This is a genomic window from Tissierellales bacterium (assembly GCA_035301805.1).
Lineage (GTDB): Bacteria > Bacillota > Clostridia > Tissierellales > DATGTQ01 > DATGTQ01.
Genome location: DATGTQ010000006.1, coordinates 1 through 13,505 on the forward strand (window position 1 = coordinate 1; position 13,505 = coordinate 13,505).

The following is a 13,505-nucleotide window of genomic DNA, read 5'->3' on the forward strand; positions in this document are numbered from 1 at the left end:
TAGGGCCCAATAAATCCCTTTAAAAATAATTATTATACATTATATAGGATATTCTAAAATAAATAATTTTTCAAGAAAAATTTTATCTTTATTTATATATTATTTCAATCTTTTCTAGTCTTATGTATGTATCTTTTTAACTTAAAATTCATTGTACCATGAAAATAAGGATATATCCAATATTAAAGCAAAAAAGCTAAAGAAGTTACTTCTCTAGCTTTTCTATAACATTATCGCTTATAGTTTCATAAATTCTACCTATTGTAGATTCTTGATCTAAGGCTGGAATAGTACCTACATCTCCACCAGCTCTTATTTCTTTCAATAAAGGAATTTCTCCTATTAAATCTACCTTTAATTCTTGACTTAGTATTTTCCCTTCTCCTTTACCAAATATATAATGTTTTTCATTACAATTGTCACATATGAAATAAGACATATTTTCAATAACACCTATAATCTCTGAATTGGTTTTTTGGGCCATTAATCCTAATCTTTTAGCTACATCTTTTGCTGTAATTTGAGGAGTAGTAACTATTACAAATTTTGTATCCTTAGCTTGTTGCATTAAACTTAAAGGTATATCACCAGTTCCCGGTGGTAAATCTAATAATAAGAAATCTATGGGACCCCAGTTAACATCTTTCATAAATTGTTCTAATATTCCTGATAATATTGGTCCCCTCCAAACTAATGGTTGGTTTTCATCTACTAAATTGCCCATAGACATTACTTTTATTCCAAATTGTTCAACTGGTCGTATTTTATTTTCTCCAGTAGCAGTAGCTTTTTCATTTTTTATACCCATTATTTGTGGAATACTATATCCAAGAATATCTCCGTCTAATAACCCAACATTATATCCTTTTTGACTTAGACTAATGGCTAAATTTGCAGCAACAGTAGATTTCCCAACACCACCTTTTCCACTTCCTATAGCAATTATAGTTGTATTTTCATCCATTTTTTAATCAACTCCTTCCTTTATATTATATATCCAAAATTCTTTTTTTAAAATAGGCTTTTGCCAATAATAAAAAAGATAGGTATTTTACCTATCTTTTTTACCATTAACAAGTAGACCCACCAGTATCAGGTATTACATTGAATCCCTTTCTAAACCAACTATCACTATAATCTACAGTGAAACTTCCATAAGTTTCACTTAAATCTTCTTCTACTAAGAAAATCAATTCATCAACTTCTTGAACCTTATCTCCATCCTTCTGCTCATCCAGAGCAATACTAAAGGTTGGCCCACCTCAACCAAAACCTGCAATATAAATTCTAAATGTATCATTTTTAAAATCTTTAGATTTTAAATAATTTTTAAGCTCTTTATTAGCCTTATCAGTAACATTAATCTTCATAATTAATTCCTCCCTAATCTATTATTTATTATATACCCCTACTAGGTATTTTAAACCTATAATACTAGAGAACTTCTTATTTGTCAAGAAAATAAAAAACCCTCTGGCTAAGCCAGAGGGCTTTTTACTACATTGCTCTTCCAGGTATAATTGCATCTAGTATTCCTATTACCAATGCTCCAATTATAGCTCCCCATACGGATATATTAAACCCTGGAACTATAAATTTTGTAACGTATAGTATAATTGCAGAAACTATAAACCCAGTAAGTCCTCTCCCAAAGGGTGAAGCGTCTACTCCTGCAATCTTTTGGATAAAATAATCAAGTAAAGCAATTACTACTGAAGCTATTAATAAACTCCAAATACCATTTATTGAAAAACCTGGAGTCAAAAACGCTGCTATTCCTACTACTATAGCTGTTACTAAAATCCTTAAAAGTATTTCACCCACAGAATTATCATCTTTAGTTCTGTTTACATCATTATCTCTATTTCTATCATTATTTTCCACATCTTCACCTCCCATTATAAGAATGTCCATTTCTCTTTCTTTTATACAAAAAAAATAAATAAATATTTTGCTTTTTTTGAGAAATGATATAAATTAGATACAATGGGTATATAAAGTATGCTATTATATTATTAAATCGAATAAAAGGAGGGTTTCATAATGACTATTACAAAAGATATGGTTATTGGTCAACTAATTCAGGAAAAACCTGAAGCTGTTGAAATTCTTATGAATTTTGGTCTTGGATGTATTGGATGTCCAGCTAGTCAAATGGAAACTATTGAAGAAGCTGCAATGGTTCATAATATAAATTTAGACCAACTTTTGAAAGCTTTAAACTCTTAAAAATTCAATATAAAATAAGTGGAAGCTAAGAGCTTAGCTTCCATTTATTTAACTCATTTTAAATTATTTATCCTAGTAATTCATCTAATCTTGGCTTGTCAAAACCTACTATTTCTTCGTCTCCAACTATTATAACTGGAACTCCCATATGTCCCTTAGCCATTAACTCTTTTCTTGCTTCTGGGTCTTCATTAATATTTTTTTCAGTATATTCTACGCCTTTTTCATCTAAATATTCTTTCGCCGATACACAGTAAGGACATGTATTGCTACTATAAATAATAACTTCTGCCATTTTCTATTCCTCCTTTAATTTACAACTCAGTACACCTATACTAGTATTATACCCGACAGGGGTATATCAGTCAAGTCTCTAACTTTTACTTTACAAAACCTTTTTCAATTTCTCCTTGTTAAATCCTGCAATTTCTTCATCATCTACTAATATTATAGGTACTGTCCTATATCCCATGTCTAACAACTCTTTTTTAGCCTTTTCAGATTGTTGTACATTTCGCTCTATGAAAGGAACTTTCTTAGTCCTAAGATAATCTTTTACCTCTGTACAACTATGACAAGTACTAGCAGTATATATTATAACCTTCCTCACACTACTTACTCCTTTCTCACTAATTATTCTTATAGTACCCGAAGCAAAAAAATTTAATCACAAAGGTTAATTATGATAATTTCTTAAGATATTAATAATTGTAATAATTGCAAAAATGAGGGATATTTTTCACTATATCACCTCACTTTTAATGATGTCTAACATGATCTAAACCCTGACCGAATAATTGTAATACATGGTCATCATCAAGAGAATAAATCACCATCTTACCTTCTTTTCTATATTTTACTAACTTAAGGTTTCTAAGCATTCTTAAATGATGGGATATTGCTGATTGAGTCATGTCCAATAAATTAGCTATATCACATACACATAAAGGTCTTTTAGAAAGAACATAAATAATCTTTAGTCTTGTAGGGTCTCCTAAAGCTTTAAAAATGTCAGAAAGAGACTTTATCTCTTCTTCGTCCAACATAGATTTTTTAACTTTCTTCAAACTTTTTTCATCAGTTGCACTTACTAAACAAATATCCTTTTCTTTTGGAAAATTCCTCAATTTTTTTGCCACAACTAATATGCAGCCTAACCTCCCTTCTATCCTTTCTAACACTATTATACCATATTTTATCATTTAAAAGGTATCGTTGGATTTAAAGGAAACAGTACTTTACCGGTTATAGGTTCAATATACAAAAGCCAATAACCATAATCCCCTTTTCCTTCAAACCAAGTATTAAAACCTGACACTCCCTTATATGGATGCTCAGAAGAAACAAATTTTCCTGGTACACCATAAACATAATAGATTACATCATCATATTCCTTATACATGCCAAATATATAATGATTATATTCTTTCATCAAGCTTGCAGGGGAAACAGTGTTACTCATAAATGGATGATTATATGACATATTATTAAGATAGTTTGAAAATGGCAAAAATCCTCTATAACTATGAACGTCATCATACTCTATTCTCCACCAATCATAGCCTTTCAATTGAATAGTGAAAGGATTTATGTAAGGGAAGAATTTAAGTATACTCAATACATAATTATTTAGTCTATTTTTATAATTTAACTTTCTTATATAGTCCATATTCTTATAATGATCTTTTGAAACATTACCCATAGAATTTATTTTTTCTTCTATTACCTTTTCCATTTCCTTATCTTTTATATCATCATTTATTTCTTCTATAATATTTTCTATTTCTATTTCCTCAACGTCAAATTCTTTTTCTTTATATTCTAGTTGTTCTTGAATTAGTTCCTCATTCTCCATTTGAGTGTCACTTTCATTTTCTACTTTTTCTAGTTCTTCTAATGTTAATTTTTCAATATTAGAATCACTATCAATATCTTCCTCTATTTCTTCTATTGTTTCAGTACTTTCTAACTTATCTAAATCCTGCAATTCGAAACTTATTTCTTCTTTTTCTTTCTCTTCCTTTTCAAATTCACTGTAATTTTGTTCTTTTTCTTCTTCCACTTCTTCCTTTTCTAATTCATCATAAATTTCCTCTTTTTCTTCTTTTTCTTCCTTCCTTGATTCACTATAGCTTTCTTCTTTTTCTGGTATTATTTCTTCTGTTTCTATTCTATTTAGCTCTTTTCCTACTATTTCTTCATCCTCTAATTCTGGCTCTACATCCATTATTTTAGTTTCCTCTGTTTCTTCTATTTCTTCTTGAAGTTTTACGATATATTTACTTATTAATCCATCATTTTTGTCTATATAAGCGGATAGCAAAATATTTGAATTTCGTTTAATAAGTATTCCACTAAATTTCCCCAATGAAATATTAGTGTTTTTAACATTGTTAATATTGACGTCAGTTTTTACCCGGCCTTTGCCTCTTTCATTTGTAAATATCCTGCCTAAATAAACTTCTACTATATCTCCATCTTTTTCTCCTATTAAATAACCTTTATACTCTTGATCTTCCTCTCCATTATCTACATTTAAACTTATATAACCCTTACTTCCTCTTATTTCAATTTTCCCATGTCCTTTAGGTTTTATTCCTGATATAGTAGTCATGTCATCCTTTAAAATAATAAATTTTCTTTTATAATTAAAACTTTGCGACATAAAAAGCCCCCCTTTTAAATCTTATTATTAATATATGTCAAGGGAAGGCAAATTTGAACTAATCTTTGCAAAATCTTCTACAGATAAATCTTCTGCCCTTTTTTTAGGGTCTATATTTGATTTTTCTAGAACTTTTTTTATTTCTTTCTTATCCACACCTAATTCTTTAGAATTTAAAGAGTTTACTAAAGTTTTTCTCCTTTGATTGAAAGCAAGCTTAACTATTTTAAAAAATAACTCTTTATTTTCTAAATTTATTTTTTCCTTTTTTAAATTTAACTTAAGTACTGCTGAATCAACTTTTGGTCTTGGCATAAATACTGATTTAGGAACTTTAAGAATTATTTCTGGATCCGTATAATATTGTACAAATACTGACAATGAACTGAAATCTTTATTTCCCGGAGTTGCAATTATTCTATCTGCCACTTCTTTTTGCACCATAACTATTATAGAGTCAAGTCCTAATTCTTCCTCTATAAGTCTTCCTATAATGGGAGTCGTAATATAATATGGTAAATTAGCTACCACTTTAATATCTCCTGCATTAAATTTTTCTTCTATGATTTTTTTTAAATTTACTTTTAATACATCTCCATGTATTATTTCTACATTAGAATAGTCCTTAAGAGTATTACTCAGTATAGGTAGTAGCTTATCATCTAATTCTATAGCTACTACCTTTTTAGCTCTTAGAGACAATTCTTCTGTAAGAGTACCTACACCTGGACCTATTTCAAGTACATTATCTTCTTTTGTAATATTTCCTTCCTCACATATTTTTCTAACTATATTCCCATCTACAAGAAAGTTCTGTCCTAAACTCTTAGAAAAAGTAAATCCATATTTTTTTAATACTTCTTTTGTATATTTAGGTGAATAAAGTCTTTTTTCACTCATAATTTTTTTCCAACTCCTTTACTCCTTCTAAAAATTCTTCTCTTGTAATATCAAAACTATTTAATCTGCTTAAAAATTGCTTTGAATTTGCATAACCCATTCCTAGTATATCACCTAGTAATTCCCGCCTTGTTCTAGAGCTTTCTCCTCCACAAAGGCCATTTTCAATTAAATCTATTTTGGTAAACTCTTCTCTTTTCTCTTTAACTAATGGCCTTGCTTTTTTTATAGCCTCTTTTATATCTTTGGCAGTAGCGTTTTCTACACCTATATCATTATTTTTAAAAGCTTTTCCCCTAGGTAAAAAAGCATGTTTACAATTTTTAATATACTTAGACAAGTCTTTCCTAATCTTTTCCCCAGCAAAATCTGGATCTGTTAAAATAATAATACCTGTCTTTTCAGAAATATTAATTAACTTTTTAATAAAATTTTCTGAATAACCATAGCCCCCAGTTGCTATAACCTCTGCATCTACTGCTTGTTTTACTGCTTGAATATCATCTTTTCCTTCTACTACAATTATTTCCTTTATCATATTACCCACCTTTAATCATATATTAATCCTTATATTCTGAAAAGCTTTTTAGTATTTTCTCCTGTTATCCTTGCTACTTCTTCAAAACTAACACCTTTTTCCTCTGCTATAGTTGCCGCTACAAATCTTACATATATAGGATCATTTCTCTTCCCCCTATAAGGTTCTGGTGTCAAATAAGGAGAATCTGTTTCTACTAACATTTTATCTAAAGGTATTTCCCTTACTACTTCTTTTAATACTCTGGCATTTTTAAAAGTTACTGGTCCAGCAATAGATATATAAAAACCCAATTTTATATATTCTTTAGCCATTTCTACACTACCTGAATAACAGTGGAGTACTCCTTCTAAACTTCCATCTTGCTCTGCCTTTATTAAATCAAAGGTTTCCTGTTGTGCATCCCTTGAATGAACAATAATTGGTAAATTCACTTCTTTTGCTAATCTCATTTGTTCAATGAACCATTTCCTTTGAATATCTCTGGGAGAATTATCATAGTAATAATCTAATCCAATTTCACCTATAGCTACTACCTTGTCCCTATTGGAAAAAGACTTTAAAATTTTCATAGTACTTTCATCCATTTCTTTTGCTGAATGGGGATGAACCCCTACTGCCGCATATACCTTTTCATATTTTTCAGCTAAATTTACAGCTTTTATACTAGAGGATAAATCAGCACCAGGGTTTATTACTAAGGATATATCATTATCTTCAAAAGAATTAATAATACTTTCCCTATCTTTATCAAATCTTCTATCGTCTAAATGAGCATGGCTATCAATAAGCATGTTTTATTTCAACTCCTTTTATATTAATTGTATACCATCTGACAAATTTTTAAAATATAAAATGCTCTTTCTACACATTAAGAAAGAGCATTTTATTATTTATGAAACTATAGCTCCTGCCTCTATATCTTCTAAGGTAGATACAAGAGTTAATTTGCCATTTTTCTCTGCTGCTAATAACATTCCATGAGATTCTTCCCCTCTTAATTTAATAGGCTTTAAATTAGCTATTAAAATAGCTTTTTTCCCTACAAGATTTTCCGGGGAGTAAAATTCTTTTATACCAGATACCACTTGCCTTTTTTCATTTCCAGTATCTACTTGGAGAACTAATAATTTGTCTGCCTTTGGATGTTCTTTAGCTTCAACTATTTCCACTACTTTTAAATCTAGTTTTGCAAAGTCATCTATAGTAATTTCTTTTATTTTTTCATCTTCAATATTTTCTTTCTTTTTATCTTTACCTTTTTCTATTTTTTTAGTCCTTTCTTTTATAAGTTTTTCGTTGGCTGCATTTAACCTTTTTAATTCTTCTTCAATATCTAATCTCGGGAATAATATATCACCTTTTTCTACTTTCTTTCCTATGGAAATTTTACCCCATTCTTTTCCTTTTTCCCAGGATATATTATTTAATCCTCCTAATTGCCTATCTATCTTCTTAGAAGTTTCCTCCATAAAAGGTTTAATTAATATAGATATGGTAGCTATACTTTCGCATAAATTATAAAGTACTGTATTTAATCTTTCTTTATTTCCTTCTTTCGCTAATATCCATGGTTCAGTTTCATCTACATATTTATTGGTTCTACGAACTAATTTCCATATCTCTTCCAAAGCATTACTATAGTTTAATTTATCCATTTCTTCTTCCACTCTACCTGGGGTTTTGATAGCTAATTCTTTTAATTCCTCATCATTTTTATTAGCTTCTGTAGGCTCTGGAATAATGCCATCGTTGTATTTTTCCACCATAGTTATAGACCTACTAACTAAATTCCCTAAATCATTAGCTAAATCTGAATTTAATCTTTGTAAAAATTTTTCTTTTGAAAAAGAACCATCTTGACCAAAGGAAAATTCTCTTAATAAAAAGTATTTAAAAGAATCTACACCGTAAAGTTCTATTAGCGGCTCTGGATATACAATATTTCCTTTAGATTTTGACATTTTATCATCATCAAATAATATCCATCCATGACCAAAAACCTTTTCAGGCAATTCTATATCTAAAGCCATTAGCACTGCTGGCCAAATAATAGTATGGAACCTAACTATTTCTTTTCCTACTAAATGAACATTGGCTGGCCAGTATTTTTTAAAAGCTTCATCATTGTCACTTCCATAGCCTAAGGCTGATATATAACAAATTAATGCATCTATCCATACGTATATAACATGTTCTGGATTAAAAGGCACCTTTATTCCCCAATCAAAACTAGTTCTAGATACACATAAATCTTGTAAGTCTTCATTTAAAAAGTTATTCATCATTTCATTCTTTCTTGATACTGGCTGTAAAAAATCTGGATTTTCTTCATATAGTTTTATTAAGTCTTCTTTATATTTAGAAAGTTTGAAAAAATAAGCTTCCTCTTCTGCCCAGTGAACTTCTCTACCACAATCTGGACAATTTCCATTTTCTAATTGTTTCTCAGACCAGAAAGCTTCACAAGGGGTACAGTACCAGCCTTCATATTTGGATTTGTAAATATCTCCTTGATTATATAGTTTTTCAAATACTTTTTGTACTGTTTTAACATGATGTTCATCAGTAGTTCTAATGAATTCATCATATCTAATATCTAAAAGATTCCATAATTCTTTTGTTTCAGCTACTATTTTGTCTACATATTCTTTAGGTTTCAAACCATTTCTCTTAGCTGTATCTTGTATCTTTTGCCCATGTTCATCAGTTCCTGTCACAAATAAAACATCATATCCTAAGGCTTCCTCAAAACGTTTCAGAGTATCTGCTGCTACTGTAGTATAGGTATGCCCTATATGCAAATTGTCACTAGGATAATAAATAGGTGTAGTTAAGTAAAATTTTTTCATCACCTTTTCCCTCCTTAATATATTAAATAACAAAAAACCTTCATCTCAATGTAGAGACGAAGGTAGCTTTCGTGTTACCACTCTATTTTACTTAAACTTCGCAGTTTAAGCCTCAATTAAGGTTACCTAATAATAACCTTGCAATTTTAACGGTTGCAAAGCCGTTGCAGCCTACTAATTTCAACTGCACAGTTTAGGGGCCATCTTCGACTAAAATCCTGAACGCTGGCTTTCACCTAATCCAGCTCTCTAAAGTTCATTCCTTAAGTCTACTCTTCCCTGCATTACCTTTTATTTATCATAATCTATTTAATTATAAAATATACATCAAAAATTCATTTTTGTCAAATAAGAACGTGTAACTTCTAATCACATATAATGTTATTAATTAAAAACTTTAAAGGAGTTGATTTTTTTATGTATCCAAATATTGATGATGATTACATGGCCCCAGTAGTGCCAGAATTATATCCTATGGATCCTTACGGTGAATCAATGTATAATTATTATGAACATACACCTGATTGCTATGAACATATGCCTATTTACCAAGATTCTATGACACCACATCCACATATGCCTTGTCGATGTCCTTTAATGATGGATCCAAATTTCAGACGTTGTTTACAAATTTGCATGATGCAACATGAATGTGGAAAACCTATATACATTGAAGAAACTATGAATTTAGATTCCTACTATGAGACTATTGAAGATATAGAAAAGGAATAATCTAAGACTTTTTGACATAAGATAATAACATTCTATTTAAAGTACCTTCTAACCTTGCACTTTCAATGAAGGTACTTATTTCTTAACAAAATGTAACATTTTATAATTGTTAGGTATAGAAAGGTAACAAATGGCAAGACTAACTTATTATCAAGTATTTACTAACCTATGGTATAAGTTGGTAAAGAAATAGTTTAAATTTGACAAAGAAAAAAATATGCAATAGAATACTATACAGTCAAAATTAAGGAGGGAAAATTAATGGATAGGTTTCCGAAAAACACGAAACAACATATTAAGATTTTGACTGTCCTTGCTATAGCATCAAGCCTCTCATTAGGGGTATATATGCATGAGGGGAAAGACATTACAATTAGTATAGATAATGAGGAAAGAGAAGTCAAAACATATGACAAAACCATTGAGAACCTACTAAAATCAGAAGATATTTTATTAGAAGAAGGAACATATATAAACTTTGACTTAGACGACCTATTAGAAAACAACATGAAAATAATTATAAAGACTCCTAAGGAATATACAATTAACATGGGAGATATAAATGCACAAATAAAGTCGGTGCATACTAAAGTTAAAGATGTACTTGACGAACTAGATATTAAACTATCAGAAAAGGATGTAGTTACTCCAGGACTAAATGCAGAACTAAAGGATAATGACAAAATAGAAATAGTTAGGCTAGAGGAAGTCCTTGAAGTACTAGAAGAAAGTGTTCCTTTTGAAGAAGTAACCAATAATAATAAAAACTTACAAGAAGGAAAAACAAAGGTCGCACAAGAAGGGAAAGAAGGAATTAAAGAAATAACTATAAAAAAACTTTTTGTAAATGGAGAACTAACATCTGAAGAAAAAGTAGATGAAACTATAGCTAAAGAACCAGTACCTAGAGTAATAGAAAAAGGTACAAAGAAAAAAGAACCTATAGTGGCTGCTAACAGAGGTGGACTAAGTTCTAAAAAAGAAAAAGTTACCAATAAGAATGATGAAAGTGATAACAAGTTCAATGCTAAAGAGTCCTTCATAGCTGAAGCCACAGCCTATGACCTGTCTTATGATAGTTGTGGGAAACTTCCAGGAGACAAAGGCTATGGTTTAACAGCTCTAGGAACTAAAGCAAGGCATGGTGTTGTTTCTGTAGACCCAAAGGTAATACCTTTAGGTACTAGATTATATATCGAAAGTCTAGATGGAACCAAAGATTACGGCTATGCTGTAGCAGAAGATACAGGTGCCGCAATAAGGGGTCGCAGAGTAGACTTATTCTTCACTAATAGCAATGCTGCAAAAAGATTCGGAAGAAGAAAAATAAAAGTTCATATACTTAACTAGGAAGGTTCTCCTTCCTAGTTTTATTTTTTTAAAAATTTATCCAAAGTACCACAGACAGACTAATAAAGATACCATTATGGAAAATACATACGATATAAAAGCTGCTTTTAATGTGTGTCTATAATCTTTTACCCCAATTGATCCAAAATAAACAGCTAAAGTATAAAAAATTGTTTCTGAAGATCCCATCATAATAGATGCCATTCTACCTGAAAAAGAATCAGGACCATAATTTTCAATTATATCTTTAACTACTCCTAAAGCCCCACTACCAGAAACTGGTCTAATAATTATTAGAGGAATTATTTCTCTTGGAATTTTCAAAAGGTTAGTAATAGGACTTATTATGTATGAAAACATTTCCATAGCATTAGAACCCCTAAATATGCCTATAGAAACGTGAATGGCTATTAAATAGGGTAAAATCCTTACGGATATTTTTAATCCCTCTTTTGCCCCATCTATAAAGGTGGTATACATATCCACTCCCTTTATATATCCCTGCACCAAAATTAATAATATTAAAAAAGGCAATATAGCTACAGATATAGCACTTAACATTATCCTTCCCCCTCCAAAGCTTTCACTGCAATAATTCCTACTATAGTGGATATAAGAGTTGCTATAATACTAGGCCCGATTATTTCCGTTGGATCTACAGAACCATAGTCTTGACGGATCTTAAGTATCGTTAAAGGAACTAATTGCAGGGAAGACATATTAATAACTAAAAACATACACATTGCATTAGTAGCCCTTTTCTTTTGTCTATTTAAGCTATCTAATTCCTTCATAGCCTTTAAACCAAATGCAGTTGCTCCATTTCCTACACCAAACATATTAGTTATAAAGTTCATAATTATCCACTTTTCTGCTGGATGACCTTTGGGAACTTCGGGAAATAAAAAGTTGACTATGGGGGTTAATAGTTTCGCTATTTTATCCATAAGACCAGATTTTTCAGCTATGTTCATCATTCCCAACCAAAAAGACATAATTCCTATAAGGCTAATAGTAAATGTTACTCCTGATTGAGCTTCTCTTAAAATAATATTATTTATTTCCTTTAAATTACCTGTTAAAAGTGAGTATATAATTCCAATAAATATCATTAGGAACCAAATTGTACTTATCATTAAAAAACCCCTTTCATATTCAATATATGAAAGGGATAATTATAATAAAACAAAATGTTTTTATTTTGTAATCTTCAGTATATTTTATTCTATCTTACCTACATTTGATACATAACTTTTTACTAATTTACACTGACCATGAACTTTATAAATAATAGATATGTAATTTGTCAATAACTGAAAGGGGATTGGTAACTTCTCCAGTCCAAAATACCTCCCATATTGAAAGCACTTCCTGTTTTAGAATACTTTGTGAATTTTAAAATTTGTAGACTAGAAACACAGGAAAAAAGACCACTTTTTCAGTGGTCTTCAATCATTTCCCTTGTAACACGATTTGCCTAGTTTTAAGTTAAAGTATATCCACCATCAACTAGAATAGTTTGTCCCGTAATGAAACCGCCAGCCTCAGAACAAAGCATATTTACAATCCCCTTAAAATCATCTGGTTGTCCCCAACGACCTACTGGACATTTCGTAGAAACAATTCTATCCATCATTAATTTTTTCATTTCTGGTTCTGTTGTCATCTTTGTAAAAATAGGGCCTGGTGCAACAGCGTTTACAGTTACTCCATAAGGCGCCAAATCAAGTCCAAAAGATCTAGTAACTCCTCTTACTGCATGTTTTGTAATAACATATGGTGACATTCCAGATTTCATTCCCAAGTAGCCGGCTATAGAAGATACATTAATAATTCTTCCACCATTTCCTTGCTCCTTAAAGTATTTGCCAGCTTCTGCTGAAAGTGCAACAACTTGATTTAGATTAATTTGTAAACAACGTTGATATTCCTCTTCATTATAATTATCACCAACAGGATTGTGGGATTCTACTCCTGCACAATTTATAAGTATATCAAATTTCCCATATTCTTTAAGAGTAATAGGTATTATAGAATTTACTTCTTCAGGTTTTGATAAATCAGCATGTATTGGAAAGAATTTTTGGCCTGTTTCCTTAACTAGAGCTTCTGTATCTTCATATGATGAATTATTATATACTCCAGCAATATCTACACCAGCTTCTGCTAATCCAACTGCAATCGCTTGTCCGATTCCGGTTGCTGAACCAGTAACAATAGCAGCTTTACCTTCTAAGTT

The 13,505-nt window shown here is 30.4% G+C and carries 17 protein-coding genes and 1 other annotated feature; of the genes, 3 read left to right on the forward strand and 14 right to left on the reverse strand.

The genetic code is table 11. From position 1 onward, the window contains the following. Positions 1-205: 205 nt before the first annotated feature. From VK071_00125 to VK071_00135, 3 genes are all read right to left on the reverse strand, one after another. Complete coding sequence (locus VK071_00125; GenBank protein ID HLR33720.1) at positions 206-964, reverse strand: Mrp/NBP35 family ATP-binding protein; 759 nt, start codon at positions 962-964, stop codon at positions 206-208. Between the two features lie 106 nt (positions 965-1,070). Beyond that, on the reverse strand, positions 1,071-1,193 hold the full coding sequence (locus VK071_00130; GenBank protein HLR33721.1) for a hypothetical protein: 123 nt from the start codon (positions 1,191-1,193) through the stop codon (positions 1,071-1,073). A 304-nt stretch (positions 1,194-1,497) separates the two neighbouring features. After that, positions 1,498-1,884, reverse strand: a complete 387-nt coding sequence (locus VK071_00135; GenBank protein ID HLR33722.1) for a phage holin family protein — start codon at positions 1,882-1,884, stop codon at positions 1,498-1,500. Positions 1,885-2,043: 159 nt separating this feature from the next. Here VK071_00135 and VK071_00140 point away from each other — a divergent pair, with 159 nt between their 5' ends. After that, on the forward strand, positions 2,044-2,229 hold the full coding sequence (locus tag VK071_00140) for a DUF1858 domain-containing protein (GenBank protein HLR33723.1): 186 nt from the start codon (positions 2,044-2,046) through the stop codon (positions 2,227-2,229). Positions 2,230-2,296: 67 nt separating this feature from the next. Here the strand turns inward: VK071_00140 and VK071_00145 are convergent, their stop codons facing one another. From VK071_00145 to metG, 8 genes are all read right to left on the reverse strand, one after another. Further along, on the reverse strand, positions 2,297-2,524 hold the full coding sequence (locus VK071_00145; GenBank protein HLR33724.1) for a glutaredoxin family protein: 228 nt from the start codon (positions 2,522-2,524) through the stop codon (positions 2,297-2,299). Positions 2,525-2,614: 90 nt separating this feature from the next. Next, a complete protein-coding gene (locus tag VK071_00150; GenBank protein ID HLR33725.1) occupies positions 2,615-2,839 on the reverse strand; it encodes a glutaredoxin family protein in 225 nt (74 codons plus the stop codon). 148 nt (positions 2,840-2,987) lie between these two features. After that, positions 2,988-3,275, reverse strand: a complete 288-nt coding sequence (locus VK071_00155) for a metalloregulator ArsR/SmtB family transcription factor (protein HLR33726.1) — start codon at positions 3,273-3,275, stop codon at positions 2,988-2,990. Positions 3,276-3,427: 152 nt separating this feature from the next. After that, entirely contained in the window at positions 3,428-4,894 is a 1,467-nt protein-coding gene (locus VK071_00160) for a hypothetical protein (protein HLR33727.1), read from the reverse strand. A 27-nt stretch (positions 4,895-4,921) separates the two neighbouring features. Beyond that, positions 4,922-5,794, reverse strand: coding sequence for a 16S rRNA (adenine(1518)-N(6)/adenine(1519)-N(6))-dimethyltransferase RsmA (gene rsmA / locus VK071_00165; protein ID HLR33728.1), 873 nt, complete (start codon positions 5,792-5,794; stop codon positions 4,922-4,924). Then, positions 5,787-6,332, reverse strand: coding sequence for a ribonuclease M5 (rnmV, locus tag VK071_00170; protein ID HLR33729.1), 546 nt, complete (start codon positions 6,330-6,332; stop codon positions 5,787-5,789). The genes rsmA and rnmV overlap by 8 nt, the downstream gene beginning before the upstream one ends. Before the next feature lie 29 nt (positions 6,333-6,361). After that, entirely contained in the window at positions 6,362-7,126 is a 765-nt protein-coding gene (locus VK071_00175; protein HLR33730.1) for a TatD family hydrolase, read from the reverse strand. Between the two features lie 99 nt (positions 7,127-7,225). Beyond that, positions 7,226-9,187 carry a methionine--tRNA ligase gene (gene metG / locus VK071_00180; protein HLR33731.1) on the reverse strand — a complete coding sequence of 654 codons (1,962 nt, stop codon included), beginning with the start codon at positions 9,185-9,187 and terminating at the stop codon, positions 7,226-7,228. Between the two features lie 46 nt (positions 9,188-9,233). Beyond that, positions 9,234-9,478: a binding site (T-box leader), on the reverse strand. A 123-nt stretch (positions 9,479-9,601) separates the two neighbouring features. Between metG and VK071_00185 the strand changes: the two genes are divergently transcribed. Both VK071_00185 and VK071_00190 read left to right on the forward strand, forming a co-directional pair. Continuing rightward, the gene (locus tag VK071_00185) at positions 9,602-9,916 is read left to right on the forward strand and encodes a hypothetical protein (GenBank protein ID HLR33732.1); all 315 of its coding nucleotides are present in this window, start codon (positions 9,602-9,604) and stop codon (positions 9,914-9,916) included. A 261-nt stretch (positions 9,917-10,177) separates the two neighbouring features. Beyond that, a complete protein-coding gene (locus VK071_00190; GenBank protein HLR33733.1) occupies positions 10,178-11,266 on the forward strand; it encodes a G5 domain-containing protein in 1,089 nt (362 codons plus the stop codon). A gap of 36 nt (positions 11,267-11,302) precedes the next feature. Here VK071_00190 and VK071_00195 read toward each other — a convergent pair whose 3' ends face one another. The 3 genes from VK071_00195 to VK071_00205 all read right to left on the reverse strand — a co-directional run. Next, a complete protein-coding gene (locus VK071_00195) occupies positions 11,303-11,827 on the reverse strand; it encodes a nucleoside recognition domain-containing protein (protein ID HLR33734.1) in 525 nt (174 codons plus the stop codon). Continuing rightward, on the reverse strand, positions 11,827-12,402 hold the full coding sequence (locus VK071_00200; GenBank protein ID HLR33735.1) for a nucleoside recognition domain-containing protein: 576 nt from the start codon (positions 12,400-12,402) through the stop codon (positions 11,827-11,829). Before VK071_00200 ends, VK071_00195 begins: the two co-directional genes overlap by 1 nt. Before the next feature lie 347 nt (positions 12,403-12,749). Then, the coding region (locus tag VK071_00205) for an SDR family oxidoreductase (protein HLR33736.1) at positions 12,750-13,505 on the reverse strand (756 nt) is incomplete at its 5' end.

Bases quoted from the DNA above. Each gene is read 5' to 3' on its own strand.
- VK071_00125 (HLR33720.1), bottom strand. From the start codon at position 964: ATGGATGAAAATACAACTATAATTGCTATAGGAAGTGGAAAAGGTGGT.
- VK071_00140 (HLR33723.1), top strand. From the start codon at position 2,044: ATGACTATTACAAAAGATATGGTTATTGGTCAACTAATTCAGGAAAAA.
- VK071_00145 (HLR33724.1), bottom strand. From the start codon at position 2,524: ATGGCAGAAGTTATTATTTATAGTAGCAATACATGTCCTTACTGTGTA.
- VK071_00155 (HLR33726.1), bottom strand. From the start codon at position 3,275: ATGTTGGACGAAGAAGAGATAAAGTCTCTTTCTGACATTTTTAAAGCT.
- VK071_00160 (HLR33727.1), bottom strand. From the start codon at position 4,894: ATGTCGCAAAGTTTTAATTATAAAAGAAAATTTATTATTTTAAAGGAT.
- rsmA (HLR33728.1), bottom strand. From the start codon at position 5,794: ATGAGTGAAAAAAGACTTTATTCACCTAAATATACAAAAGAAGTATTA.
- rnmV (HLR33729.1), bottom strand. From the start codon at position 6,332: ATGATAAAGGAAATAATTGTAGTAGAAGGAAAAGATGATATTCAAGCA.
- VK071_00175 (HLR33730.1), bottom strand. From the start codon at position 7,126: ATGCTTATTGATAGCCATGCTCATTTAGACGATAGAAGATTTGATAAA.
- VK071_00185 (HLR33732.1), top strand. From the start codon at position 9,602: ATGTATCCAAATATTGATGATGATTACATGGCCCCAGTAGTGCCAGAA.
- VK071_00190 (HLR33733.1), top strand. From the start codon at position 10,178: ATGGATAGGTTTCCGAAAAACACGAAACAACATATTAAGATTTTGACT.
- VK071_00195 (HLR33734.1), bottom strand. From the start codon at position 11,827: ATGTTAAGTGCTATATCTGTAGCTATATTGCCTTTTTTAATATTATTA.
- VK071_00200 (HLR33735.1), bottom strand. From the start codon at position 12,402: ATGATAAGTACAATTTGGTTCCTAATGATATTTATTGGAATTATATAC.